The organism is Luteimonas endophytica (assembly GCF_029887875.1).
GTDB classification, from domain to species: domain Bacteria; phylum Pseudomonadota; class Gammaproteobacteria; order Xanthomonadales; family Xanthomonadaceae; genus Luteimonas; species Luteimonas endophytica.
On sequence record NZ_JARXRM010000035.1, the window covers coordinates 21,618 to 45,135 of the forward strand.

A 23,518-nucleotide genomic window follows, 5' to 3' on the forward strand; every position below is an offset into this window, starting at 1 on the left:
GCCGCCGGACCCTGGCGAGCCACCGGCGATGTCGGCCGAACCGTCCCCATCCCCGTTCCACGCAGGCGAACTGGCGATCCAGCGGCAGCTCGGGGTGGCCGAGCGCGTGGACGCCTTCGCCAGGAAGGCGGTGCGCGACCACATGCCCGACCAGCATCGGACGTTCTTTGCGCAGCTGCCGTTCCTGGTCGCGGCGAGCGTCGACCGGCAGGGCGACCCGGCGGTCACGCTGCTGGCGGGCCGGCCCGGCTTTGCGCATTCCCCCGATGCGGGGTTCCTGCAGATCGACTGCGCGCCGGATCCGTCGGATCCGGTGGCGGAAGGCTGGGTGCCCGGCGAACCCGTCGGCCTGCTCGGCATCGAACTGCGCACGCGGCGACGCAACCGGATGAACGGCACTCTGGTGCAGACCGGGAGCGGGCGCCTCGGCGTGGCCGTCGGCCAGTCGTTCGGCAACTGCCCGCAGTACATCCACACGCGCAGCATGGCATTCGTCCGCGATCCGGCGCAGCCCTGGCATGGCGATGTCGAGTCCGGGCAGGCGCTCGATGAGGCGGCGCGAAGGATGATCGCGGGTGCCGACCTCTTTTTCGTCGGCAGCCATGTCGAACGGGGAGAGCGGGGCGCGCGCTCGGTGGACGCCTCCCATCGCGGCGGCAAGCCGGGTTTCGTGAGGATCCGCGGCAACCGGCTGAGCATTCCGGACTTCGCCGGCAACCTGCACTTCAACACGCTCGGCAACTTCCTGCTCAATCCCAGGGCAGGCCTGGTGTTCGTGGATTTCGCCACCGGCGACATGCTCCACCTGTCCGGCGACGTGCTGCTCGATTTCGGGGCCGAGGAAGCCGCCACGTTCCAGGGCGCGGAGCGGCTTTGGCATGTGGACGTCCGGCGCTGGACCAGGCGCAAGGGCGCGTTTCCGCTGCGCGGCCGGGGCGGCGAGGCGTCGCCGAACGCGCTGATGACCGGCTCCTGGGAGGAATCCGACGCGCGCCGCGAGGCCGAGCGCATGCGCGGGCAGTGGCGCGATTTCCGCATCGCGGAGATCGTGCAGGAGTCGTCCGTGGTCAAGTCGTTCTGGCTCGAGCCCGTGGGCACACCGGGGCCGTGGCTGCACCAGGCCGGCCAGTACCTGCCGGTGCGGCTGAAGCTGCCCGGCGATGAGCGCCACACCTCGCGCGTGTACACGGTCTCGGCCGCCCCGTCGGACAGCCGCTATCGCATCAGCGTCCGGAGGCAGGGGGCCTTTTCCACGCACCTGCACGATCACTGCCGCGCCGGCGACACGATCCAGGCGCAGGCGCCGCGCGGCGGATTCGTCGTCGATGCGCTGCAGCCGCGCCCCCTCGTGCTGATCTCCGCCGGCATCGGCATCACGCCGATGGTCGCGATGCTCAGGCACGTGGTCTACGAAGGCGTGCGCAAGCGCCGTGTCCGACCGACCTGGTTCATCCACGGCAGCCGCAGCGTGGCCGAGCGCGCGTTCGCCGGCGAGCTGCAGCAGCTCGCGGAAGCCGCCAACGGCGCCGTGCGCGTCGTGCAGGTGCTGAGCGATCCTGGCGGGGGCGGCATCGAAGGCCGCGACTACCACGCCAGGGGCCGCGTCGACCTGGCGCTGCTGCAGGCTGTGCTTCCGTTCGGCGACTTCGATTTCCATCTGTGCGGCCCGCCGGATTTCATGCAGTCGGTCTACACGCAGCTGCGCGGCGTCCACGTGCCGAACGAGCGCATCCACGCCGAGGCGTTCGGCCCGGCCGGCATCCGCCGCGACGACCGGGCCGGCATGCCGCCGGCCGCGACCGGGCCGGTGCAGGTGCTGTTCGCGCGGTCGGGCAAGGAAGCGCGGTGGACGCCCGGCGCCGGCAGCCTGCTCGACCTGGCCGAGGCGCGCGGGCTCGCCCCGCCGTATGCCTGCCGCTCGGGCACCTGCGGGAGCTGCAGGCAGGTGCTCGCGCAGGGCTCGGTCACGTACCCGAGCCAACCCCAGGCACCCTGCGGCAGCGACGAACTGCTGTTGTGCCAGGCGCTTCCGATGCAGGGCAGCGAGCCGCTGGTCATCGAAGCCTGACCGAACGAGGAGACACCATGGCGAGCATCATCGCGTTCATCCGGGGCATCGCCGCGCGACTGCCCGGCCGGCGCGCCGCTTCCCGCGCGCAAGCAGGCGGCTGCGCCGAACGACACGACCCCTCCGCGTTGATCGAATCGCTCGCCATGCCACGGCAATGGATGACGGGGGGCGAGCTTGCGGATGCGTACCGGAGCGGCTGCGGCGGCTCAGCGTGATCCCAGCGCAACCCGGGACGACCAAGACGGGAACCTCGTCTCTACACGCTGGGCTGCGGCCACGTCGACTTCGAGCGGGACCGGATGCCCGACTTCAACCGTTCCCGCGGCGAGGCGCTGGCGTCCATGGGCCGGATCAGGCGGATCCTCCGGAATACCCAGGGCCGTCTGGTGATCCAGCACGAACCCAGGGACATCGCGGCGATGCCCAGGATTCCCGCCTATCTGGATTGATCGGGGCCTCGGGGGAGGGCCGCCACCCATCGGTCAAGCTGCATCGCGAACGCCTGCCGGTCCCGTGCGCCGAACGCGGCCGGCCCGCCGGTCTGCACGCCCGCCCCGCGCAGCTCTTCCATGAAATTGCGCACCGATAGCCGCTCGGCGATGTTGTCCTGGGTGAAGCGCTGGCCGCGGGGATCGACGGCTTCGGCGCCGCTGGCGAGTACGCGCGCGGCGAGCGGGATGTCCTGGGTGACCACCAGGTCGCCGGGCCCGGCGCGTTCGGCGATGGCATCGTCGGCGGCGTCGAAGCCGCCCTGCACCTGCAGCGCCCGGATGAAGCGCGAGCCCGGCGTGCGCAGCCACTGGTTGGCGACCAGGGTCAGCGGCACCTGCGCGCGCTCGGCGGCGCGGAACAGGATGTCCTTGATCGGGCCGGGGCAGGCGTCGGCGTCCACCCAGATCCGTGCGGGCGGGGTATCTGCTGGACTCGTCATCGTCTGCGCTCCATTGCCGGTCGAGGATAGCCCGGCCGGCCCGGGGCAGACGACGCGCTCCGGGTTCGCTCATCGAAGCGTGGGCCGTGGGGCGGTCTTGCGGGTCCTAGTCGGCATCCTCGACGCGGGTATCGTGCGCGATCCAGTTGGTTTCCCAGGTGCGGCCGCCATCCTCCGAGAACGCCTGTTCGAAGCGCGCCGAGTCGTGGGTGATGTCCGAAATGACGAAGCGCACCAGGATCGCCCTGCCATCGAGATCGTCCTGGCCGTAGAACTCGCCGCGACCGTCCCGGAAGCCGCCGAAGATCGGGCGGCCCATGGCGCCATTGCGCGCGCTGGCGTAGTGCAGGCTCCACTGCCTCGCTTGCGGATCGTAGAGCCGCAGGCTCATGCCCTCGATGCGCCCGGCAGGGCCTTCCACGCGCAATTCGACCAGGTTGGCCCGGCCATCTAGAACTTTTCGCACGACGGTGGTACCGGTGTACTGGTCCCATTCGCTCGATCCCGACAGCGGCCTCGCCAAGCGGCGCAGTTCGGTCTTCCAGGTGCCGATTTCCCAGTCGAAGTCGTGCTGGCCGGCCACCGGGGCAGCGCCGGGAGCGGCCTGCGCCGACGCTGCCGGCGAGGCGATGCCCAGCAGTGCCGCCAGCAAGAGCACGGCGCTGAGTCGGCGTGCGGTGTTTTGCATTGTCCCTTCCCGTTTCGCATGATGCGGGCAGGATGCGAGGACGAGGCGGCCATGCACAAGAAGGCACCTGCAGGTAACCATGCGCGGCTGGAAGGTTGCCCGCTGTCGGCTGCTTTCGCGGCCATCGGCGGCAAATGGAAGCTGACCATCCTGTACTGGCTCGCCCACGGCGAATTGCACTTTGCGGGGCTGCGGCGGCGCGTCGCTCCCATCTCCCGCAAAGTGCTGGCCGAGCAGCTGCGCGAACTCGAAGCCGATGGCATCGTCGGCCGGACGCCGACCGGCCCGGCGCCGGCGCCGGTGATCTATCGACTCACGCCTTACGGGCAGACGCTGCTGCCGATCATCGAATCCGTGCGGGTCTGGGGCGAGAGCCATCTGCTGCGCTCGTCGGTGCCCCGTGCAGGAGCAATGGCGTGCCGCATGCCCATCAACTAGTGGCTGGGCTGAGCGCAAGGGGGGCGGGCAGGAATGGGGCCCGGGAGCGGATCGGACACTTTCATTCGAACGGACCATGCTCAACGACGACCACGCCAGAGGCTTCGCCGCTCAGGGTGTCCTGCGGCTCGAAGGTGTCCTCGACAAGCGCCAGGTCGCGCCGCTCGCACGGCGGGTGCTTGGCGAGGTGAAGCGCCTGCAGGCCGCGGCGAGTTGGCGTGCGCTGCGCGACCTGCCGGTGTTCCAGCAGATCGGCCGGCTGTCCGGACAGGTGGCGGTGCCGCGTCTGCACCAGACGCTGGCGACCACCGAGCTGCTGGCGGCGATCGCCGGTCTGGCCGGGCGAAAGCCGTCCGCGGTCCAGCCGGCCCAGTTGCTGCTGTCGCCCCCCAGCCAGGGCGAGTGGACGCTGCGGCAGCTCAGCTGGCATGTCGACGTGGCCGCCACGCCCGGCCGCCTGCCGGGCATCCAGGCGTTCTTCCTGATCGACGACGTGGCCCCCCAGGGCGGCGCGACGCTCGCATTGGCCGGTTCGCACCGGGTGGAACGGAGCGATGCGTCCGCGGTCCGTCAGTTGCTCAAGCGCTCGACCGATCCCGAACCCGAACTCGCCCAACGCGGGTTGGCGATCGTGGAGATGAGCGGCCGTGCCGGCGACGTGTACCTGATGGACATGCGCCTGCTGCATACCCCGTCGGTCAACGCCAGCCGGCACCCGCGGATGATGGCGACATGCCGGTGTCTGTTCGCCGACTAGAAAACGGGGTGGATGAGCACTTCGAAGCGGGGTCGGGTGTCGAGATGTGCCGCCGCCGTTCGTCGCTGGAGTGCATGCCATCCCGCGGCCGGAGCCGATGCCATGGCCGCCGGGCGCATCCTCCGATGCGCGCCGACAAGCGACCCACGACCGGAGCACGCCGATGTCCCTGACCAGGATCCACAATCTGTCGATCTCGCTCGACGGGTTCGCCACTGGCGAACCGCAATCCAGGCAAGCCCCGTTCGGCCATGCCGGCGAGCGGCTCCACGAATGGATGTTCGCCACCCGGTTCTGGGCCGGGGCCGGGGGTGCCATCGGCGCCGACCACGCCTTCGCCGCGCGCCACGAGGCCGGCATCGGCGCCGAGATCATGGGCGCCAACAAGTTCGGCCCGCCCGGCTGGCAGGACGACCCGGACTGGAAGGGCTGGTGGGGGCCGAATCCGCCGTTCCATACGCCGACCTTCGTGCTCACCCATCGGCCGCGGCCGCCGCTCGAGATGGCAGGCGGCACCACGTTCCATTTTCTCGATGCCGCCCCCGCCGAGGCGCTGCAGGCCGCCCGCAAGGCCGCCGGCGGCCAGGACGTGCGCATCGGCGGCGGCGCCACGGTGGTCCGTGAGTTCATCGCCGCCGGGCTCGTCGACCACATCCACCTGGTCCAGGTCCCGATCGTGCTCGGTCGCGGGGTCCGGGTCTGGGACGGCCTGGAGGCGCTCGAGCGGGACTACGCGATCGAGGCGGTCTCGACCCCGAGCGGCGTGACCCACCTGACCTTCATGAGAAGGGCGGACGGGGCGGCGCGGGCTCGTCCGGCAGGGGGATGAACTCGGCATCGTCGGCATCGGGCAGCTTCATGCGGCCGGCCTTCCAGTCCGCCGCGGCCTGCGCCAGGCGCTCCTTCGACGAGGACACGAAGTTCCAGTAGAGGAAGCGCTCGCCCACCGGCTCCCCGCCAAGCACCATCACCGTCGAACGCGCGACGGCCCGCAGCCGCGAGACGTCCTTGCCCAGCACCAGCATCCTGCCGGCGGCGTAGGTGGCGCCGTCGAGCTCCACCGTTCCGGTGGCGACGTACGCGGCGCGCTCGGAGTAGCCGGCGGGAATCTCCGCCGTCGCCCCGGGGGACATGTCGAGGTGCGCGTAGAACTGCGGCGAATGGGTCGCCACGGCCGCGGTGAGGCCGTAGGCGCTGCCGGCGATGAGCTGCCCGTGCACGCCGCCGTCGCTCCACTGCGGCAGGTCGGCGCCGGCGTGGTGCGAGAAACCCGGATCCACCTCCTCGTACTCGGCCGGCAGCGCCACCCAGGCCTGGATGCCATGCAGGCGATCGCCCTGCGCCCGCGCGCGCTCGAGCCGCTCGCTGTGGGTGATGCCGCGGCCGGCGGTCATCCAGTTGACTTCCCGCGGGCGGATCGCCTGCGCGTAGCCCAGGCTGTCGCGATGCACGATCTCGCCCGAGAAGAGGTAGGTGACGGTCGACAGCCCGATATGCGGGTGCGGCCGCACGTCGACGCTGCGGTCGGTGCCGGCAGGCAGGTCGAGCGGCCCCATGTGATCGAAGAAGATGTAGGGGCCGACCATGCGGCGCTTGGCGAAGGGCAGCACGCGGCCCACTTCCATTCCGCCGCCCAGGGCGCGGCGGCGTTGCTCTATGACCAGTTCGACCATGTCGTGTCTCCCGTCTGTGTGCGCCGGCGCCGGGCGAGGAATCCCGGGCGACGAAAGGACTCGCCGCCGAAACTGGGAACTCAGGCAAGAACAGAATAAAAGATTACGCCCCGATTGACTTGTTCTTAAGAAAGTTGGGAGCAAGGTTGCCGCGAGACGGGCTCTTCCTGTCTCGAACGAGATCCACCAGGAAATCATCAAGGAGGAACGTCATGAGAAAGGCCTTGTTCGTTGCCGCGGTCGCGCTTGTTTCGGCTGCTGCCCAAGCAGGATCCCCCGCCTTCGTCATGCAGGCACCGCAGGACATTGCGGATAGGCTCGGAGAAAGGGAACTGCTGGAGCGGGAGCTGGCGTACGAGTTGGCACCGGTGAAGTCGGAAGCCGACCTGAGAAGCCTGCTGGTGGAGGGGGCCGAGGGAACGCCACTTGCAGCCCTTTCCCCCGGAGCTCAGCAGCGATTCCTGCAGAGCCTCGTTTTCAGCGAGGCCGGGTTGGCCAGCTTCTACTACGAGGATCTTCGTGCGGAACTCTCTCCGACCCAGATCTATCGGCTACTGTCGCTGTTCGGTGCCCAGAGATCGACGCCGTCGATTCCGGGGCTGCGCGTCAAGTCCAAGGCGGACGAGCTTATCGTCACGCCGCAAGCGGATGGCGGCGACCATCAAGGGTACTTGTGTCATAGCCCGGGTACCTGCATGGAATCCAGAAGCTTCATATGCACTCACAACTGCTGAGCGTCTGGCGGTGAGACGCGATCGGTGCGCCCCTTCTCCGGCCAGGGGAAGGGGCTTGATGCGGATACTGTACTTTCAGGTTGGAAAAGGACTATGACCAGGCGCTTCGTGGAGGTCATGGCGGGATTGCTGGCGATGGGCATAGCGAATGCTGGCGCCGGAATCGCGCAGGAGGAGCAGCAATACAATCGCTTGTACGAGGCCGAGCAGGATACGTTCGATCTCCCGTCTCGCCAGCGCGCCAGGGCGATCGAAGAAAAGTATGGGGAGCTCTTCCCCAGGCGCACCGTCGATGAGATCGAGGAAATGAAGGACGGTGACCTGGCTTTCGGGTTCAGGGCAGCATTCACCGCGCTCTTCTATGCGCGAAGCCGGCCGTATCTGGAGGTGATGAGCGACCATCTGTCCGAGATGGAGCGCCGCGGCATCGCCCAGGACCAGATGCGCGAGGATTTCTATCGCGGGCTGATCGGGCTGCGGGCGTTCGACGAAGCCGCCGCGTACCTGTCCAGGCACCCTGGCCTCCAGGTCGAACCGGTGCCCGCGATCGCGCCTGCGGGCAGCGGCGCGGATCGCGGCCCGATGGTCTATCGAACCGATCCGGATGAATTCAAGCTGTTGCGCGAGCACATTCGGATCGACCAGGGCATCGCGGTCGTCGCGGTCGTTCATCCCTTGTGCAATCCTTCTCGACGGGCGATGGAAGCGATCCTGAAGGACGTCGAGCTGCTGGATGCGATGAAGACATCCGTGCATTGGGTCGCGCCACAAAGCGTTCGTCTGAACTTCGACGCGGTGCAGGACTGGAACCGGGAGCATCCGGACATCCAGATCGGGATCGCCCACGATACGCACCAGTGGCCCGGTATCGACGACTGGTCGACACCGCATTTCTACCTGCTGCGCGATGGAGCGCTGCTGGACCAGTTCATGGGCTGGCCGGGCGAGGGCGGCAATCGCGCACGGCTGGTCGAACTGCTGGAGCGGGGCGAGCTTCTCCGGAGAACCGGAGCGACGGGGCCGGCGATGGCCGGGGCCGGGTTCTCCCGGCCCCGTTTCGCTAGCGGCCCGGCTGCACGAACGCGACCGGAGCGATCTTGTAGTTGAGCGCGCTGGTGGTCCCGCAGGTCACGTCCAGGGTGACGCCAGTGATCCGGGCGGCCATGTCGGAGGCCAGGAACACCGCAGCGTTGGCGATGTCGTCCGTTGCGGACAGGGCCTTGAGCATGGTGTCGTCCCGCAGCTTGTCGATGAACTCGGCAGCGCGGTCGCCGCCTTGCTCGATGGCCTCGCGGAAGACGCGCGAATCCGGGGATCCGGCCGAGCGGAGGTTCACGACCCGCACCCCGTGCGGACCCAGTTCGCTGGCCAGATTGCGGGAGAGGCTTTCGATGGCGCAGCACGCCGGGCCGAATCCCCCGACATTGGGGTAGCCGGTGCCGCCCGGCGTCGCGGTCAGCGACAGGATCACGCCGCTGCCCTGCGCCTTCATGTGCCGGCCCGCTGCAGTCGCGGTGATGAACTGCGATTGCATGGCGATCCGGATCGGGCGCAGGAAATCCTCCAGCGGCATGTCGACCAGCGGGATGTCCTGCACGTCCTGCAGGCCGATGGCGTTGAACGAGATGTCGAGGGCGCCGTGGCGGCGGACGATGCCGTCGACGTGCGCATCGACGGCGTCCCGGTCGAGCGCGTCCACCCGGGCGGCCTGCGCGTCGCCACCGGCGGCGCGGATGGCGGCGGCCACGCGCTCCACCGGATCGAGCTGGTGGCCGCTCAGCACCAGCCTGGCGCCCTCGCGCGCGAGGGCGCGGGCGACGGCGGCGCCCAGCGAGCCGCCGGCGCCGTAGATCGTGGCGGTCCTGTTCTGAAGCAGCATGCGCGTTCTCCTGTCGTTCGGCGGGCCCGTTCCGCGTCCGCAGGGCTTGCGTATGCGCCGGTGGCCACCCTCACCCTCACGACGGGCGAGGGGAGGCGGGATCGACAGGGTTCGGCGACGGCCGGCTTCGCTTTCCGGGCGGGCCGGTGTTTCGCCGCCGGTGTGGCGGGCGGGTGCCGGCAGGGCGGCGCGTCCCGGCTTCGTCGATGGCGCGGATACCAGGCCCTGGAGAACCGGCCGCTAGAGAACCCGGCAGCTCACCAGCGCGTCGAGACGGGAGCGGTCCACCGGCGGGGAGGCGCTGCCGTCGAGCGCCAGCGCGGCCGGGCCGTCCGTGCCGTTGGTGGCGGCGGAGGGCGCCGCATTCTGCTCGCGGGCGCAGGCGGACAGCGCGAGCGCCAGCGCAAGGATGAGGAAGAGGACTCTCGAGGGGGATGGACTCACGTGCACGCTCCGGCCGGGGGGCATCAGGACGAAAGGGGCCGCGCGCGCCGGCACCGTGGGCGGCGCGGCCCCGGGGGGCCAGGATTACCGGGCCGGGATGGGAAGAGCGGGCCCGATCGCCGCCCGCCGCGGGTCTCCCTGCCTGCGGAACCACGCCGGCGCGCCGCCTTCCGGCGCTCCCGGAGCGGTCGATCGCGCCTGCCGAAGCCGGGGCATCGGATCCGGCGAAGGCCCGCCATCGACCCGGATCTCGGCCGTCGCGGTGTTGTTGCCGAGGTCGCCGTCGGGATTGCTGCTGCTGGCAATGGCGGTGGCGTGAAGCGGCTCGTCGGGCGCGGCGCCGGGTGCCTGCACCTCGATCCGCAGCGCCACCGAGGGCCTGCGCGGGTCGCGGCCCGGGCGCAGCTGGCCGTCGCGGGGCGTGCAGGCGATCGAGGTGCCATCGCGCGTGCACTCCCACGGCGCGGTTTCGCTTGGTTCGTGCAGCACCTGGATGGCGCCGATCGCCAGGTGCGGGGAAAGCGCGATGTCGACCGCGGCGTCCTCGGCGGGCATGGGGCCGAGATTGGCGATCGTCAGTGCGTAGTGGAACCGCGCTCCCGGCGCGACCCGCGCGCGCGATGCCTGCATCCTCACCGCCAGGTCCGTGGTGGGCCCGGAGCCGGGCACGAAGAGCTCGGCGATGGCCAGCGGCGCCTCCCAGGGGCGTACGCCCCCGGCGACCAGCACGCGGCCGTCCTGCAGCAGCGCGGTGGCGGGCCGGGCCCGCCCGAGCGTCATGTCGGCGACATGGGAGAAACGACCGGTCTGCGCGTCGTACAGCTCGGCGCTGGCGAGCGGCGCGTCGCCATTGCCGGCCACCACCAGGACGCGGCCGTCCGGCAGCAGCAGCTGGCCATGGTCGTGGCGCGACATGTTCAGCGCTCCGGTGACGGAAAAGGCGCCGGTGGCCGGGTCGTAGATCTCGCCGAACGGGCGCCATGCGCCGTTGTCCAGGCCGCCGGCGACCAGCACCCGCCCGTCCGGCAGCGGGCTGGCGGTGGCCATGAAGCGCGGCGCGGCCAGGCCGCCGGTGGCGCTGAAGGTGCCGGTGGCGGGGTCGAACAGTTCCGCCGAGGCCAGCTCGTAGGGCGCGTCCGTGGTCAGCCCGCCGGCGATCAGCACCCGGCCGTCGGCCAGGCGCGTGGCGGTATGGGCGTTGCGGTCGACCGTCATGTCGCCGACCGGCGAGAAGCGGCCAGTGGCCGGATCGAAGAGCTCGGCGCTGGCCAGGCGGTCGTCCGGCCCCCAGCCGCCGGCGATCAGCACCCGGCCGTCGTCGAGCAGGGTGGCGGTATGGAACATCCGCGGGCTGGCCATGTCGGCGGCGGTACGTTCGAAGCGCCCGGTCGCGGGGTCGTAGATCTCGGCACTGGCCAAGAGCGCGCGATCGCCGTCGACGCTCTCCGAGGTGCCGCCGGCGAACAGCACCCGCCCGTCCGCCAGCACGGTGTGGGTGGCGTTGCCGTCGCGGCCCTGGCGCATGTCGCCAGTGCGGGCGAAGCCGCCGGTGGCGGGGTCGTAGAGCTCGGCCTCGTGCAGCGTGTAGCCGATGCCTTCGGCGTCGATGCCGATCCCGCCGGCCACCAGCACCCGGCCATCGGGCAGGGTCGCGGCCATGCCCATGTCGCGGCCATGCAGCAGCTCGCCGGTGCGTTCGAACTGCGAGCCCGCGGCCGGCAGGGCCGACACCAGCAGGCAGATGCACGCGACTGCGGACAAGCGCCGGTGCAGGGGGCGATGGGAGGGTGGCGTCATGGATCCGGACCTCGCTGGCAGGCCGCCCGGCAGAGGGGTCGGCGATGCTCCAGCAAAGCCGGGGCCGTCCGTCGAAGTCATTCCCGGCGCGCTACGGATCCATTCCTGTTGCGTTGCCGGAGCGGCCCGGCTGCGTAAATATCAATAACCGCACAATTCAACCGTGATCGCTGCATACAGCGCCTGGTATCGGGGCGCGGGGCGCGCCTGTTCCGCCGGCGCTTTTCGCGCCGCGCATGCGTCCCGGCCCGGGTGCGGATCGATCGTCGGCCATGGCCGCCGATTGCGCCCGGCGTGGCCGGGTCGCCTGCAGGGTCTTGTCCCGTTTTCGACTCGTCGATGTGTGCGCGTGGTCGAAAGCGGGCAACCTGGGGTGAACCCCGATGGTGCGGTCGGGACCTGCGCGCCGAAGCTGCGATCCCCACTGCCCGTCACCAAAGGATGGCTGCCATGAGCGGCGAGATCACCTACTCCGGTCCAAGCTTCCGCGATTCCGCGCTGGTCACCCTGGACGAGTTGCGGGCCGGGGCGGCCCAGGCACCCGCAGGCACCACGGCCTACGAAGTCAAGCCGGGCGACAACCTCACCAGGATCGCGCAGGAGAACGGCTACCCGGACCTGCAGGCGCTGCTGGCGAACAATCCCCAGTACGCGCAGCGCAATCCCGACCTGATCTACCCGGGCGAGGTGGTCTTCGTGCCGGCGGCGCCGGACCCGCAGGCCCGGGCGGAAGCCGCCGCGAAAACGCATGGCGAGCGGGTCGCGAACGGGGATCCGAACGTCGACGGCTCCGACCAGAAGCACTACAACCAGGCGGCCTCCCACGCCGCCGGCCTTGCGCGCACCACGGACGGGGCGGCGCGCGCCTGGGTCGATGCGAAGCAGGCGGCGCAGTCGCACGGCACCCGTGTGGCCAATGGCGAACCGAACGTCAGCGGCTCCGATCAGCACCACTACAACCGCGCCGCCAGCGGCGCCGGCGCCGACTTCGACGCCGCTGCGCAGGCGGAAATCTCGCTCGGCTCCCGCACCTTCGCCGCCAGCAACAGCCCCGGGGATCGTGCCGACGCCGCGATCCAGGCCGGCGAAGGGATCGCCCAGAGGTTGGAGGCGCAGGGGCTTTCCGAAGCCGCCGCGCGGGTGCGCGAACTGGCGCAGCAGCAGGCGCAGCAGCTCCGCACCGAGGGCTGACGCCTTGCGCCTCGCGCCCTCCCGGCGAGCGGGAGGGGGCGAACCGCACCCGTATTCCGGCTCGGCCGGGTTCGGTCCTTCGGGCAGGGCGCGGCCCGCTTGCGCGGGCCGGTCCAGGCTGACCTGAAAGCCGCCCAGAGCCCGTTGACCACGAGGACCGAAGACGGTCTACGGCGGCGGGGCGCGGGCCATGGATCACTCCCAGTACTCCGTGGCCGCCACCGAGGACCTGGTCCGGCTGCGGCGCCGGATCGCCCGCGCCGGTGTGCCGGCGAGGCGGACCGATGCCAACGTCATCGTCGGCACCTGGAACATCCAGAAGTTCGGCGGCTTCCACGCCGGCTGGGCGGAGAATCCGGGCAGCCCCAAGCGGAACCTGCGCGCGCTCGCGCTGATCGCCGAGATCGTCCGCTGCTTCGACGTGATCGCCCTGCAGGAGGTGCAGCGCGAGACCGCCGCGCTGCGCCACCTGATGGCCGAGTTCCTCGGCCCGCACTGGGCGGTGCTGCTCACCGACGTGACCGCCGGCGACAAGGGCAATTCGGAGCGTCTGGCCTACCTCTACGACACCCGGCGGGTGCTGCCTTCCGGGCTGTCGGGCGAGATCGTCCTGCCGCCCGCGCCCGCCGGCCTGCCCGAGCAGTTCGACCGCACGCCCTATATCGCCGGCTTCCGTGCCGGCGGCGAACACTTCACCCTGCTCACGGCCCATATCCGCTACGGCGAGCTGCCGGCCGATCGCCTGGGCGAGCTGCAGCGCTTCGCCCGGCACACCGCGCACGAGCTGCGCGCGCGCACCCGCAGCGGCCAGAGCCGCGAAGAGCCGAACCTGCTGGTGCTCGGCGACTTCAATATCGACAAGCGCCAGGGCAACCCGCTGTTCGATGCCTTCGTCGCAACCGGCCTGTGGGTGCCCGAGGCGCTGCAGGCGGTCCGCACCACCACCGGCAAGGTGGCCAAGCACTACGACCAGATCGCCTGGTTCCGGGGCGAGGATTTCGGCCTGCGCCCCAGCGGCCGGGCCGGCACCATCGATTTCGCCGGCGCCGTCTACCAGGAGGTCCCCCAGAGCCAGGTGTCGCCCCGCGTCAGCGACCACCTGCCGCTGTGGATCGAGTTCGCTACCGACCGCAGCGACGAGGCGATGGCGCGGGTGCTGGGAGCGGACCCGGACAGCCCGGACCCGTTCGCGGGCGTACCGGAGTAGACGCAACGCCGGTCCACCCCGGGGGCGGGGCCCGGGCGACTCGAGGGCTCCACCCATGCCCGAGGGGTTTCCCGCGTTCGCCCGTAGGGGCTTTCCTACACCTTTCGGATCAATCACTTGCGCTCCCGGGCGCTGGCCGTCGCGGGTGCGGTTCGGGCGTTAGGAGTGTTCGGAAGCGGCGAGCGTGCGCGGATGGTTCCCGACGCGGGAGGCTGCAGGCGCTTCTTCCATCCCATTCGCTGATACCGCACAGGAGCACGTCATGAAGAAGAAACCACAGCAATCCGCGCAGACCGGGCCGGAACCGGTCTCCGTGGACCAGGCGCTGAAGCAGCGGCGCGAGGATCTGACGATCAAGGACAAGGGCGAGGTGCTGGTCGGGCCGGAAGGCGAGTACGCGCGATTCTTCCAGCGCGTGCGCGTGAGCTCGTTCAAGGACCTGCAACGGATGTCGTTCGTGCCGGAGGGCCTGGACGAGAAAAAGGCCATGGACGCCATCGCCCGCGACAACGACGCCGCCTTCGAGGCGGCGCTGCGCGCGCCGGACGAGGGCGATCCCGACTGCGGCTGCGATTGCGACGGCAGGCACGATGCCGAAACGCCTGCCTCGCGCCCGGCGGGCCGCGCTGCGATCTCTCCCCTGCGCGCACGCTACTCGCGCCTGCGCCGAAACTTCCATCCGCAGCTGGCCCGTGCCCTCACCGAGGTCTACCGGCGCGACGTGCAGTGGGACCACATGGTGGCCACGCATGTCCATCGCTGGATAGATCGACTGGTGGTGGCGAAGGAGTTCGACCTCGGTTCGATCCTGTTCCGCGACATCGTGGTCGGCAAGAACAGCACCTTCAACGTCGCCGCCAGCACCCAGATCCTGTGGGCGAACGACATCCGCATCCACGTCGGCGGCAAGATCCGCACGCTCGGCTCGTACATGAAGGTCAAGTGCGCGTCCATCCAGGGCAACCTCGCTTAGGCGCCCTCCGCGATTTTCCATCCACGACCGAAACGAAAGGAAACACGAACATGGCAAACATCATCGCGAACGGAGCCGCCGGCAACGCCGGGTTCCAAGGGGCGGACGGCAGCAATGGCGGCGCCGGCAACAATGGCCAGAAGGCGAACTGCAACTGGATCGACGACGACTGCGCCACCCGTGGCGGCCCGGGCGGACCGGGGACCAACGGCGGCGAGGGCGGGCCCGGGGGGCCGGGCGGCCACGGCGGCACCATCGTGCTCGAGGCCAACAATCTGCTGCCCGGGGTGCTGATCCAGGCGCGCGGCGGCGCCGGAGGCGCCGGCGGGCGGGGCGGCAACGGCGGCCACGGCGGCAAGGGCGGCAAGGGCGGTGCCGGCGACGACTGCGAGTACGGCCGCACCGGCGGCGACGGCGGGCGCGGCGGCAACTCGGGCAAGGGCGGTCTGGGCGGTCCGGGCGGCAACGGCGGCAGCATCATCGTGACCGTCAAGGTGGACGGTTCACTGGGGACCAGCCAGCCGCTCGACGCGTCGGCCGGCGCGGGGGGCCAGGGGGGCGTCGCCGGCACGCCGGGATCGCCGGGCGCGCCCGGCGACGCCGGTGCCACGACCGGCGTGTTCTCCGCCAGCAGCGATTGCTCGAGCCCCGGCCCGCAACCGAACTGGGGCGGCAATGGCGAGACCCCTACGCCCGGATCCTATGGCAATGGGCCCTCGGGCAGTCCGGGGTCGGCACAGATGTTCGTGACCGGCCCGTAGCGGGCGAACATCGGCGATCGGAGCATCGATCCTTCATGCGCGCCGCCCGGGGCCGACGCCCCGGGCGGCAGGCGTGCGCTGCAGGTGTTCCCCGAGCGCATCGAGCATGTCGGTCCAGCCGGCGCGATGGCCGTCGGAATCGTCGCTGCCGTCGAGATAGGCGCCCTGCTCGGTGAGCAGCATGCGGCATTGCCCGCCGGCGTCCTCGAACTCCACCGTCACCAGTCCGGCGAATCCGAGTGCGCCGCCGCTGGACAGGGTGGTGGTGTAGACGATCCGCTGCTGCGGCAGGATCTGCTCGTAGCGGTTGCGGTTGGTCCACACCGGGCCGGCCTCGGGGCCGAAGCGGCACACGTCGGTTCCGCCGGTGCGGAAATCGAAGGCCTCGTATTCGAAGGTCCAGCCCGGTCCGGGGGCGCACCAGTCGAGCACGGCATCGCGCCGGCTCCAGGCCGCGAACACCGCGGCGGACGGGACGGGGTAGGTGCGCTCCAGGCGCACGCAGGCATGGGGCAGGGGCATGGCGGTTCCTCGGGGTCGGCGCGGACGCGATCGTCCGCGGGCCACACGCTACGGGTCGGCTTGGGCGGCTTCGAGAGAGGTTCTGGACTAAAACGGGGCATTCGTGCCAACGTCGCGGCATGATTTCCGAGCCGCGGCATGCCGAACCGGTCAGGGTGGCGATCCTGGCGCTGCCGGAGACCACGCCGATGGCGGTGTATGGCCTGTACGAGGTGTTCTCGGCGGTGGGCTGGATGTGGGAGCGGCTGACCGGCGAGCCGGTGGCCGCGCGGCGCATGCGCCCCCAGATCGTGGCGATGTCGCCTGCGCCGATCGGGTCGGCGGTGGGCACGCCGATCCAGCCGCAGGCGGCCATCGCCCAGGTGCCGGCCTGCGACATCGTGATCGCCACGGATGTCGAGCTGCCGCTGGCGCCGGGCGCCGCTGCCGGCTGGGCGCCGGCGGCCGGCTGGATCCGGAGCCAGCTCGAGGCCGGCGCCATCGTCTGTTCCACCTGCAGCGGCTCGCTGTTGCTGGCCGAGGCCGGGCTGCTGGACGGGCGCGATGCCGCCTCGCACTGGAGCGCGGCGGATCTGTTCCGCGACCGCTACCCGCAGGTGCGCTTGCGCCCGGAGCGGATCCTTTGCGACAGCGGCGCCGAAGGTCGCCTGATCACGACCGGTGGCGCCTCGTCCTGGCAGGACCTCGCGCTCTACCTGATCGGCCGCTGCTGCGGACCGGCGGAAGCGGTGCGGATCGCCAAGATCTTCCTGATCGGCGACCGCGCCGACGGCCAGCTGCCGTTCGCGGCGATGACCCGGCCGCGCCAGCACGGCGACGCGGTGATTTCCGCCTGCCAGGCCTGGATCGCCGGGCACTACGACGCGCCCAGCCCGGTGGCGCGCATGGTGCAGCGCTCGGGCCTGCCGGAGCGCAGCTTCAAGCGCCGGTTCCGCAACGCCACCGGCTACACCCCGGTGGCGTACGTGCAGGCGCTGCGGATCGAGGAGGCCAAGCAGATGCTGGAGTCCGGCGAGGCGCGGATCGACGCGATCGCCGCCGCGGTGGGCTACGAGGATCCGGCATTCTTCCGGCGCCTGTTCCGGCGCACCGCCGGGATCACCCCGGCCCGATATCGCCAGCGCTACCGGACGATGAAGGACGGCGGGCGGCGCTGAGCCGCCTTCGGGCCGCGGGCGTACCCACGCGCGTGGGCCGCGCCTTCCTGGTCAAAGCACCGCGCGCAGGATGAAGAAGAAGAGCACCGACAGCACCGCGCCGGCGGGCACGGTGACCAGCCAGGACAGGAAGATGTTGCGGATCACGGTGAGGTTGATCGCCGAGATCCCGCGGGCCATGCCGACGCCCAGCACCGCGCCGACCAGGGTGTGCGTGGTCGAGATCGGCAGGCCGGTGCTGGAGGCGAGCACGATGGTGCTGGCGGCCGACATTTCGGCGGCGAAGCCGCGGCTGGGCGTGAGCGCGGTGATCTTGGTGCCGACGGTGCGCATCACCTGCCGGCCGTAGGTGGCCAGGCCGAGCACGATGCCGCCGCCCCCCAGCAGCAGCACCCATGGCGAAACCGCCGACTGGCCCTCCACCATGCCCGTCGAGGCGACTGCGATCACGGCGGCCACCGGGCCGACGGCGTTGGCGACGTCGTTGGAGCCGTGCGCGAACGCCATCGAGCAGGCGGTGATGACCATCAGCACGCCGAAGATGCGTTCGACGGTGGCGAAGCGGAACTTGCTGTCGGCGGCCGGATCGACGCGGATGCGGTCGATGATCAGCTTGCCTGCGATCGCAACCACGATCGCGATGACGACCGCGATGGCGAGGTTCTGCCGGGTCGTCAGCTGCAGCCCGACGTGGGTGAGGCCTTTCATCAGCGTCATCATCACCACCATGAAGGCGGCGACGAGCATGTAGACCGGCACGTACCGGCGCGCGCGCTCGATCGGGTCCTTGCGATCCAGGATCAGCACCTGCACGGTGCGGAAGATCAGGAAGGCGATGACGCCGGACACCAACGGCGACACCACCCAGCTCATCACGATCTGCCCGACCTTGCCCCATTGCACCGCCTCCATGCCGATGCCGACGGCGGCGAAGCCGACGATGGCGCCGATGATGGAATGGGTGGTGGACACCGGCCACCCCAGCTTGGATGCCAGGTTCAGCCAGACCGCGGCGGCCAGCAGCGAACCGAGCATGCCGTAGATCATCAGTTCCGGCGTGCCGGCGAGCAGGCTGGCGTCGACGATGCCGCTGCGGATCGTGGAAGTGACGCTGCCGCCGGCCAGCACCGCCCCGGCGAACTCGAACACCGCGGCGATGATCACCGCCTGCTTGAAGCTGATCGCCTTGGCGCCGGTGGAGGTGGCCATCGCGTTGGCCACGTCGTTGGCGCCGATCGCCCAGGCCATGTACAGGCCGAAGACCGCGGCCAGCACGATATAGAGGGTCATCTGGTCCATCGGCCGGTCCTCAGCGGGCGAGCAGGCGCTGCAGGCGGCTGCCCACGCGCTGGGCGTAGTCGCCGACCTCGCCGATCCACTCGATGGCCTTGTACATGAACACCACGTCCACCGGCGGCAGGTCCTGCTCGCGCACGAACAGCGCGGCGCGCACCTCGGCCTGCAGCTGGTCGGTATCGTCCTCGATCGCGTCGAGCTGGCCGATCATCTCTTCCACCAGCTCCACTTCGGCGCCGCGGAAGCCGGTCTCGAACAGCTCGCCCAGCTCGTTGACGCTGCGCTCGGCCTGGTCCACCGCATCCACGCAGCGGCGCACCAGCTTCATCAGCGCCTCGCCGATCTCGGCCGGGAACGCCATGCGCCGGCCGATCACGATGCCCGAGACGTCCTTGGCGGTGTTGGCCACGCGGTCCTGGATCATCAACAGGTCCAGCAGATCGGCGCGGGCCACCGGCATCCACAGGTTGTCGGGCAGGTTCAGCCGAACGTCCTTCTTCAGGTCGTCGGCGGCCTGCTCGCGGGCGACGATGCGGTCGCGCGCGGCGGACGCCGCTTCCCAGTCGCCGCGCAGCACCGATTCCATGAACGGCTTGAGTTCGCGCGCGCAGGCGGCCGCTTCCTCGAAGTGCTTCTGCAACGGGCGCACCGGCGAACGGCCGAAGAGATTGGCGACGAAGCTGTTTGCCATGCGGGACTCCCTAGGTTGGTTGCCGGGCGGGCGCGCGACCGTCATCGAGGCGTCATTATCGACGAAAGGCCGCCGGATGGAATTCCTCCGCCGGTTTTCATGCCGCCTTTATGCCGCGCAGGTCAGGGTGGGGCTTGCGTTCCCACGGGATCCCGATGCCCAGTACCTCGCCCATCTTCGACGAAATGGGCTGGCCGGACGCCATCCGGCCGCCGTATTCGCTGATCGACGCCTGGCTGAAATCGGCCACGGCCGAGCAGCTGGCGCTCAAGCGCCGCGAGGCCGAAGTCCTGTTCCGGCGCATCGGCATCACCTTCGCCGTCTATACCGAGGGCGGCGACGCCGAGCGGCTGATTCCCTTCGACCTGATCCCCCGGGTGCTGGCCCAGGCCGAATGGCAGCGGCTGCGGCAGGGGCTGGAGCAGCGGGCGAAGGCGCTCAACGCCTTCCTCCACGATGTCTACCACGACCGCGAGATCATCCGCGCCGGCCGGATTCCCGAGCGGCTGATCCTGCACAACGCCGAGTTCCGCCCGGAAATGAACGGCCTGGACCTGCCGGGCCGGATCTATTCGCACATCTCCGGCATCGACATGGTGCGTACCGGCCCCGACGACTACTACGTGCTGGAGGACAACTGCCGCACGCCGTCGGGCGTCTCCTACATGGTGGAGAACCGCGAGGTGATGCAGCGGTTGTTCCCGGATCTGTTCCGCCAGGCCCGGGTGGCGCCGGTGGCGCACTACGCCGACGAGCTGCTGGAAACCCTGCGTTCGGTCGCGCCGCCCAACTGCCACGGCGAGCCCACCGTGGTGCTGCTGACCCCCGGCACCCACAACAGCGCCTACTACGAACACGCCTTCCTGGCCGACGAGATGGGCATCGACCTGGTGGAGGGCGCCGACCTGCTGGTGCGCAACGACGTCTGCTACATGCGCACCACCGCCGGGCTGGAGCGGGTGGACGTGATCTACCGTCGCATCGACGACGACTATCTCGACCCGCTGGTGTTCCGCCCGGAGTCCGCGCTGGGCGCGGCCGGGCTGCATTTCGCCAACCGCGCCGGCAACCTCACCATCACCAACGCGGTGGGCGCGGGCATCGCCGACGACAAGGCCGTGTACATGCACGTGCCGGAGATGATCCGCTTCTACCTGGGCGAGGAGCCGCTGCTGTCCAACGTGCCCACCCACGACTGCAGCAAGCCCGACGAACTCAAGTACGTGCTCGAACACCTCGACGAGCTGGTGGTCAAGGCGGTGCACGGTTCCGGCGGCTACGGGATGCTGGTCGGCCCGCACGCCAGCAAGCAGGAGCTGGAGGATTTCCGGGCGCTGCTGAAGGCGAAACCCGAGACCTACATCGCCCAGCCGACCCTGGCGCTGTCGACCGTGCCCACCTTCGTGGAATCGGGGGTGGCGCCGCGGCACGTGGACCTGCGGCCGTTCGTGCTGTCGGGCAGCGACAAGGTGCGCGTGGTGCCGGGCGGGCTGACCCGGGTGGCGCTGCGCGAGGGCTCGCTGGTGGTGAACTCGTCGCAGGGCGGCGGCACCAAGGACACCTGGGTGCTGGAGCAATGATGCTCGCGCGCACCGCCGACGGCCTGTTCTGGCTCGCCCGCTACATGGAGCGGGCCGACTACGTGGCGCGCCTGTTGCAGGTGGCCGGACACATGAACGCGGTGCGGGTGGACAGCAACCGCAGCAGCGAGTGGGAGTCGGCGCTGGTCGCGGCCGGCTGCGCGGAGAGCTTCGGGGCCGGCGACGCGCCGGTCGACGAGGCCGGCGTGATCCGCTTCCTGGCCTTCGAACGCGCCAATCCCTCGTCCATCGTCAACTGCATCGAGATCGCCCGCCGCAACGCCCGCGCCGTGCGTACCTCCCTGACCACCGAGATGTGGGATGCGGTGAACCAGACCTCGCTGGAGCTGGCCGACTTCACCCGGGAGCCGCTGGATGCCGATCGCCTGGCCGAGTTCCTGGACTGGGTGAAGGCGCGGGTGGGCCTGTTCCACGGGGTCTGCTCGAACGGCATGCTGCGCCGCGACAGCTACCACTTCATCCGCGCCGGCCAGTTCCTGGAGCGGGCCGACAACACCGCGCGCCTGCTGGACGTGAAGTACCACGTGCAGCTGCCGGACGTGAAGGACGTCGGCGGCGTGGTGGACTACTACCAGTGGGTCGCCATCCTGCGAGTGGTCGGCGCCCGCCGCGCCTACCGGGTGCTGTTCAAGGGCCGGGTGCAGCCGGCGCACGTGGCCGAGCTGCTGATCTCCCGCACCGTGTTTCCGCGCTCGCTGGCGTTCTGCTACGAGCAGATCACCCAGCACCTGGACGCGATCGAGGCGCAGGACCCGCAGCTGGCCGCAGCCGCCCGCCGCCAGGCGCACGTGATGTACGCGCAGCTGCGCTTCGCCAGCATCGACCGGGTGATCGAGGAAGGCCTGCACGAGTACCTCACCGACATCATCGACCGCACCCGCGACCTGGGGGCCGAGATCGCCAAGGGACACCTGTTCTGATGCTGCTCACCATCGCCCACGACACCCGCTACCACTACGGCAAGCCTGCCTGGCTGGTGGTCCAGGCGCTGCGGCTGTGGCCGGCCCCCAGCGAAAGCCAGAAGGTGAAGTACTGGCGCGTGGAGGTGAACGGCAAGCCGTTGCGGCCCACCGGCGTGGACGGCTTCGGCAACCCGGTGGCCACCCACGCCATCGATCGACAGGTCAGCGACCTGCACCTGGCGGTGCATGCGCAGGTGCTTACCCACGACCGCAGCGGCGTGCACGGCGACGACGCCGGCGGGCTGCCGCCGATGTTCTTCCTCAAGCCGACGCCGCTCACCCAGCCGTCGGCGGGCATCATCGCCCTGGCGGACGCCGCGGCGGGCGAGGGCGAGGCGCTGGAGCGCCTGCACCGCCTGGCCAACGCCGTGCGCGACAAGGTGGACTACGTCAGCGATACCTCCGACGCCTGCACCAGCGCCGGCGAGGCCTTCGAGGCCGGCACCGGCGTCTGCCAGGACCACGCGCAGGTGCTGATCGCCGCCGCCCGCCACCTGGGCTATCCGGCCCGCTACGTCAGTGGCTACCTGTGCCCGATGGAGGCCGGGTTCCCGGCCGCCAGCCACGCCTGGGCCGAGCTGTTCGTCGACGGGCTGGGCTGGGTCGGGTTCGACCCGGCCAACCGGGTGTCCCCGGACGAGCACTACGTGCGCGTGGCCTGCGGCCGCGACTACCGCGACGCCGCGCCGGTGCGCGGCATGCGCCGCGGCGGCGCCGAGGAAACGCTGAAAGTGGATGTGAACATCACCCAATCGGTGCAGACTACCCAGTAGAGTCCACCGTTTTGCGGAGATCCTGAGTGACCTACTGCGTTGGCTTGCTGCTCGACCAGGGCCTGGTGATGCTGGGCGATACCCGCACCAATGCCGGGTTCGACAACATTTCCTGCTTCTCGAAGCTGCAGAAATACCACGTGCCGGGCGAACGCCTGATCGCCACCCTGAGCGCGGGCAACCTGGCGATCTCCCAGGCCGTGCTGAACCTGATCCAGGAAGGCCTGCCGGATCCCGAGACCGGCCAGGTGGAAACCATCTACACCGCGCCCACCATGTTCCGCGCCGCGGCCCTGGTGGGGGAGGCCGTGCGCCGCGTGCACCGCACCCACGGCGAGGCGATGAAGCAGCAGGGCGTGGGATTCGACGTGTCGATCATGCTGGGCGGGCAGATCGCGGGGCGCACGCTGCGGCTGTTCCACGTGTATGCCGCCGGCAACTTCATCGAAGCCACCACCGATACGCCCTACCTGCAGATCGGCGAACACAAGTACGGAAAACCGATGCTGGACCGCGCCATCACCAGCAACACCAGCCTGATCGAAGGGGTCAAGCTGGCCCTGATCTCGATGGATTCCACGCTGCGCTCGAACCTGAGCGTGGGCATGCCGCTGGACCTGCTGGTCTACCGCAAGGACAGTATCGACGGGGTGGTGGAGCAGCGCATGGACGAGGGCGACGAGTATTTCGCCATGATCCGGGAGCGCTGGTCGAAGGCGCTGAGCGAGGCGCACCGGCAGATCCCGGCGCCGGACTGGCTGTCGCCCTAGGCCGGAGCCGCGCCGGCGACCGGCCGGTCCGAGAAGTGAACCGGCGTCCGCGCCGCGACCTCGGCGCGGGTTTTGACGCGGGTTTCGCCGCTGCTGCGCTTCAATCCAGCGCGCGTCGCCGCGATCCGGCCGCGGCGCCGGGCCGGGGGCCGTGCAGTCTGCGGTCGCAGTCGCATGGCTGGCGCTGCAACTCCACCTCCGT

At 70.3% G+C, this 23,518-nt stretch carries 26 protein-coding genes; 17 read left to right on the plus strand and 9 right to left on the minus strand.

Annotation, left to right across the window (positions count from 1 at the left end; all coding sequences use genetic code 11):
• Positions 1-28 precede the first annotated feature (28 nt).
• The 3 genes from QFW77_RS11285 to QFW77_RS11295 all read left to right on the plus strand — a co-directional run bounded on the left by QFW77_RS11285 (position 29) and on the right by QFW77_RS11295 (position 2,520).
• Positions 29-2,068 (plus strand): 2Fe-2S iron-sulfur cluster-binding protein, encoded by a 2,040-nt coding sequence (locus QFW77_RS11285; protein ID WP_280574790.1) that lies wholly within the window; start codon positions 29-31, stop codon positions 2,066-2,068.
• A gap of 17 nt (positions 2,069-2,085) precedes the next feature.
• Positions 2,086-2,286, plus strand: coding sequence for a hypothetical protein (locus QFW77_RS11290; protein WP_280574791.1), 201 nt, complete (start codon positions 2,086-2,088; stop codon positions 2,284-2,286).
• Positions 2,287-2,370: 84 nt separating this feature from the next.
• Entirely contained in the window at positions 2,371-2,520 is a 150-nt protein-coding gene (locus tag QFW77_RS11295; protein ID WP_280574793.1) for a hypothetical protein, read from the plus strand.
• On the opposite strand, the gene QFW77_RS11300 is transcribed toward QFW77_RS11295, so the two are convergent.
• Both QFW77_RS11300 and QFW77_RS11305 read right to left on the minus strand, forming a co-directional pair.
• Positions 2,508-3,002, minus strand: coding sequence for a YaiI/YqxD family protein (locus QFW77_RS11300; RefSeq protein ID WP_280574795.1), 495 nt, complete (start codon positions 3,000-3,002; stop codon positions 2,508-2,510). The genes QFW77_RS11295 and QFW77_RS11300 overlap by 13 nt on opposite strands.
• A 106-nt stretch (positions 3,003-3,108) precedes the next feature.
• On the minus strand, positions 3,109-3,690 hold the full coding sequence (locus QFW77_RS11305; protein ID WP_280574796.1) for a hypothetical protein: 582 nt from the start codon (positions 3,688-3,690) through the stop codon (positions 3,109-3,111).
• A gap of 51 nt (positions 3,691-3,741) precedes the next feature.
• On the opposite strand from QFW77_RS11305, the gene QFW77_RS11310 reads away from it, so the two are divergent.
• The 3 genes from QFW77_RS11310 (at position 3,742) to QFW77_RS11320 (ending at position 5,714) form a co-directional block, all read left to right on the plus strand.
• Positions 3,742-4,128 carry a winged helix-turn-helix transcriptional regulator gene (locus QFW77_RS11310; RefSeq protein WP_280574797.1) on the plus strand — a complete coding sequence of 129 codons (387 nt, stop codon included), beginning with the start codon at positions 3,742-3,744 and terminating at the stop codon, positions 4,126-4,128.
• A gap of 76 nt (positions 4,129-4,204) precedes the next feature.
• Positions 4,205-4,885, plus strand: coding sequence for a phytanoyl-CoA dioxygenase family protein (locus QFW77_RS11315; RefSeq protein WP_280574798.1), 681 nt, complete (start codon positions 4,205-4,207; stop codon positions 4,883-4,885).
• Between the two features lie 163 nt (positions 4,886-5,048).
• Positions 5,049-5,714 carry a dihydrofolate reductase family protein gene (locus QFW77_RS11320; RefSeq protein ID WP_280574799.1) on the plus strand — a complete coding sequence of 222 codons (666 nt, stop codon included), beginning with the start codon at positions 5,049-5,051 and terminating at the stop codon, positions 5,712-5,714.
• Here the strand turns inward: QFW77_RS11320 and QFW77_RS11325 are convergent.
• Positions 5,665-6,558: a pirin family protein gene (locus tag QFW77_RS11325; RefSeq protein ID WP_280574800.1), complete on the minus strand. Its 894-nt coding sequence runs from the start codon at positions 6,556-6,558 to the stop codon at positions 5,665-5,667. The two genes, QFW77_RS11320 and QFW77_RS11325, sit on opposite strands and share 50 nt — an antisense overlap.
• Before the next feature lie 212 nt (positions 6,559-6,770).
• On the opposite strand from QFW77_RS11325, the gene QFW77_RS11330 reads away from it, so the two are divergent.
• Complete coding sequence (locus QFW77_RS11330; protein ID WP_280574801.1) at positions 6,771-7,292, plus strand: hypothetical protein; 522 nt, start codon at positions 6,771-6,773, stop codon at positions 7,290-7,292.
• A gap of 93 nt (positions 7,293-7,385) precedes the next feature.
• Positions 7,386-8,399, plus strand: coding sequence for a hypothetical protein (locus QFW77_RS11335; protein WP_280574803.1), 1,014 nt, complete (start codon positions 7,386-7,388; stop codon positions 8,397-8,399).
• Here the strand turns inward: QFW77_RS11335 and QFW77_RS11340 are convergent.
• From QFW77_RS11340 to QFW77_RS11350, 3 genes are all read right to left on the minus strand, one after another.
• The gene (locus QFW77_RS11340; RefSeq protein WP_280574804.1) at positions 8,353-9,171 is read right to left on the minus strand and encodes an SDR family NAD(P)-dependent oxidoreductase; all 819 of its coding nucleotides are present in this window, start codon (positions 9,169-9,171) and stop codon (positions 8,353-8,355) included. The two genes, QFW77_RS11335 and QFW77_RS11340, sit on opposite strands and share 47 nt — an antisense overlap.
• Before the next feature lie 240 nt (positions 9,172-9,411).
• On the minus strand, positions 9,412-9,615 hold the full coding sequence (locus QFW77_RS11345) for a hypothetical protein (protein ID WP_280574805.1): 204 nt from the start codon (positions 9,613-9,615) through the stop codon (positions 9,412-9,414).
• 84 nt (positions 9,616-9,699) lie between these two features.
• On the minus strand, positions 9,700-11,376 hold the full coding sequence (locus QFW77_RS11350) for a tRNA wybutosine-synthesizing protein 4 beta-propeller domain-containing protein (RefSeq protein ID WP_280574806.1): 1,677 nt from the start codon (positions 11,374-11,376) through the stop codon (positions 9,700-9,702).
• Between the two features lie 486 nt (positions 11,377-11,862).
• Here QFW77_RS11350 and QFW77_RS11355 point away from each other — a divergent pair, with 486 nt between their 5' ends.
• From QFW77_RS11355 to QFW77_RS11370, 4 genes are all read left to right on the plus strand, one after another.
• Positions 11,863-12,603 (plus strand): LysM peptidoglycan-binding domain-containing protein, encoded by a 741-nt coding sequence (locus QFW77_RS11355; RefSeq protein ID WP_280574807.1) that lies wholly within the window; start codon positions 11,863-11,865, stop codon positions 12,601-12,603.
• A gap of 190 nt (positions 12,604-12,793) precedes the next feature.
• Positions 12,794-13,810 carry an endonuclease/exonuclease/phosphatase family protein gene (locus QFW77_RS11360; protein WP_280574808.1) on the plus strand — a complete coding sequence of 339 codons (1,017 nt, stop codon included), beginning with the start codon at positions 12,794-12,796 and terminating at the stop codon, positions 13,808-13,810.
• A gap of 262 nt (positions 13,811-14,072) precedes the next feature.
• Positions 14,073-14,783, plus strand: coding sequence for a hypothetical protein (locus tag QFW77_RS11365; RefSeq protein WP_280574809.1), 711 nt, complete (start codon positions 14,073-14,075; stop codon positions 14,781-14,783).
• Positions 14,784-14,833: 50 nt separating this feature from the next.
• The gene (locus tag QFW77_RS11370) at positions 14,834-15,544 is read left to right on the plus strand and encodes a hypothetical protein (protein WP_280574811.1); all 711 of its coding nucleotides are present in this window, start codon (positions 14,834-14,836) and stop codon (positions 15,542-15,544) included.
• A 33-nt stretch (positions 15,545-15,577) separates the two neighbouring features.
• Here the strand turns inward: QFW77_RS11370 and QFW77_RS11375 are convergent, their stop codons facing one another.
• Complete coding sequence (locus QFW77_RS11375; RefSeq protein ID WP_280574812.1) at positions 15,578-16,066, minus strand: SRPBCC domain-containing protein; 489 nt, start codon at positions 16,064-16,066, stop codon at positions 15,578-15,580.
• A 119-nt stretch (positions 16,067-16,185) separates the two neighbouring features.
• On the opposite strand from QFW77_RS11375, the gene QFW77_RS11380 reads away from it, so the two are divergent.
• On the plus strand, positions 16,186-17,223 hold the full coding sequence (locus QFW77_RS11380; protein WP_280574813.1) for a GlxA family transcriptional regulator: 1,038 nt from the start codon (positions 16,186-16,188) through the stop codon (positions 17,221-17,223).
• Positions 17,224-17,274: 51 nt separating this feature from the next.
• On the opposite strand, the gene QFW77_RS11385 is transcribed toward QFW77_RS11380, so the two are convergent.
• Together QFW77_RS11385 and QFW77_RS11390 are read right to left on the minus strand one after the other, a co-directional pair.
• Positions 17,275-18,522, minus strand: a complete 1,248-nt coding sequence (locus tag QFW77_RS11385) for an inorganic phosphate transporter (RefSeq protein ID WP_280574814.1) — start codon at positions 18,520-18,522, stop codon at positions 17,275-17,277.
• 10 nt (positions 18,523-18,532) lie between these two features.
• Positions 18,533-19,210, minus strand: coding sequence for a TIGR00153 family protein (locus QFW77_RS11390; RefSeq protein ID WP_280574816.1), 678 nt, complete (start codon positions 19,208-19,210; stop codon positions 18,533-18,535).
• 155 nt (positions 19,211-19,365) lie between these two features.
• On the opposite strand from QFW77_RS11390, the gene QFW77_RS11395 reads away from it, so the two are divergent.
• From QFW77_RS11395 to QFW77_RS11410, 4 genes are read left to right on the plus strand one after another with little or no spacing between them, the layout of a single operon-like run.
• Positions 19,366-20,790: a circularly permuted type 2 ATP-grasp protein gene (locus QFW77_RS11395; protein WP_280574819.1), complete on the plus strand. Its 1,425-nt coding sequence runs from the start codon at positions 19,366-19,368 to the stop codon at positions 20,788-20,790.
• Positions 20,790-21,731, plus strand: coding sequence for an alpha-E domain-containing protein (locus QFW77_RS11400; protein WP_280574821.1), 942 nt, complete (start codon positions 20,790-20,792; stop codon positions 21,729-21,731). Before QFW77_RS11395 ends, QFW77_RS11400 begins: the two co-directional genes overlap by 1 nt.
• On the plus strand, positions 21,731-22,546 hold the full coding sequence (locus tag QFW77_RS11405) for a transglutaminase family protein (RefSeq protein ID WP_280574823.1): 816 nt from the start codon (positions 21,731-21,733) through the stop codon (positions 22,544-22,546). The genes QFW77_RS11400 and QFW77_RS11405 overlap by 1 nt, the downstream gene beginning before the upstream one ends.
• Positions 22,547-22,572: 26 nt before the next feature.
• Positions 22,573-23,316, plus strand: a complete 744-nt coding sequence (locus QFW77_RS11410; RefSeq protein ID WP_280574825.1) for a proteasome-type protease — start codon at positions 22,573-22,575, stop codon at positions 23,314-23,316.
• Positions 23,317-23,518 lie beyond the last annotated feature (202 nt).

Bases quoted from the DNA above. Each gene is read 5' to 3' on its own strand.
- QFW77_RS11285 (WP_280574790.1), top strand. From the start codon at position 29: ATGTCGGCCGAACCGTCCCCATCCCCGTTCCACGCAGGCGAACTGGCG.
- QFW77_RS11290 (WP_280574791.1), top strand. From the start codon at position 2,086: ATGGCGAGCATCATCGCGTTCATCCGGGGCATCGCCGCGCGACTGCCC.
- QFW77_RS11295 (WP_280574793.1), top strand. From the start codon at position 2,371: ATGCCCGACTTCAACCGTTCCCGCGGCGAGGCGCTGGCGTCCATGGGC.
- QFW77_RS11300 (WP_280574795.1), bottom strand. From the start codon at position 3,002: ATGACGAGTCCAGCAGATACCCCGCCCGCACGGATCTGGGTGGACGCC.
- QFW77_RS11305 (WP_280574796.1), bottom strand. From the start codon at position 3,690: ATGCAAAACACCGCACGCCGACTCAGCGCCGTGCTCTTGCTGGCGGCA.
- QFW77_RS11310 (WP_280574797.1), top strand. From the start codon at position 3,742: ATGCACAAGAAGGCACCTGCAGGTAACCATGCGCGGCTGGAAGGTTGC.
- QFW77_RS11315 (WP_280574798.1), top strand. From the start codon at position 4,205: ATGCTCAACGACGACCACGCCAGAGGCTTCGCCGCTCAGGGTGTCCTG.
- QFW77_RS11320 (WP_280574799.1), top strand. From the start codon at position 5,049: ATGTCCCTGACCAGGATCCACAATCTGTCGATCTCGCTCGACGGGTTC.
- QFW77_RS11325 (WP_280574800.1), bottom strand. From the start codon at position 6,558: ATGGTCGAACTGGTCATAGAGCAACGCCGCCGCGCCCTGGGCGGCGGA.
- QFW77_RS11330 (WP_280574801.1), top strand. From the start codon at position 6,771: ATGAGAAAGGCCTTGTTCGTTGCCGCGGTCGCGCTTGTTTCGGCTGCT.
- QFW77_RS11335 (WP_280574803.1), top strand. From the start codon at position 7,386: ATGACCAGGCGCTTCGTGGAGGTCATGGCGGGATTGCTGGCGATGGGC.
- QFW77_RS11340 (WP_280574804.1), bottom strand. From the start codon at position 9,171: ATGCTGCTTCAGAACAGGACCGCCACGATCTACGGCGCCGGCGGCTCG.
- QFW77_RS11355 (WP_280574807.1), top strand. From the start codon at position 11,863: ATGAGCGGCGAGATCACCTACTCCGGTCCAAGCTTCCGCGATTCCGCG.
- QFW77_RS11360 (WP_280574808.1), top strand. From the start codon at position 12,794: ATGGATCACTCCCAGTACTCCGTGGCCGCCACCGAGGACCTGGTCCGG.
- QFW77_RS11365 (WP_280574809.1), top strand. From the start codon at position 14,073: ATGAAGAAGAAACCACAGCAATCCGCGCAGACCGGGCCGGAACCGGTC.
- QFW77_RS11370 (WP_280574811.1), top strand. From the start codon at position 14,834: ATGGCAAACATCATCGCGAACGGAGCCGCCGGCAACGCCGGGTTCCAA.
- QFW77_RS11375 (WP_280574812.1), bottom strand. From the start codon at position 16,066: ATGCCCCTGCCCCATGCCTGCGTGCGCCTGGAGCGCACCTACCCCGTC.
- QFW77_RS11380 (WP_280574813.1), top strand. From the start codon at position 16,186: ATGATTTCCGAGCCGCGGCATGCCGAACCGGTCAGGGTGGCGATCCTG.
- QFW77_RS11385 (WP_280574814.1), bottom strand. From the start codon at position 18,522: ATGGACCAGATGACCCTCTATATCGTGCTGGCCGCGGTCTTCGGCCTG.
- QFW77_RS11390 (WP_280574816.1), bottom strand. From the start codon at position 19,210: ATGGCAAACAGCTTCGTCGCCAATCTCTTCGGCCGTTCGCCGGTGCGC.
- QFW77_RS11395 (WP_280574819.1), top strand. From the start codon at position 19,366: ATGCCCAGTACCTCGCCCATCTTCGACGAAATGGGCTGGCCGGACGCC.
- QFW77_RS11400 (WP_280574821.1), top strand. From the start codon at position 20,790: ATGCTCGCGCGCACCGCCGACGGCCTGTTCTGGCTCGCCCGCTACATG.
- QFW77_RS11405 (WP_280574823.1), top strand. From the start codon at position 21,731: ATGCTGCTCACCATCGCCCACGACACCCGCTACCACTACGGCAAGCCT.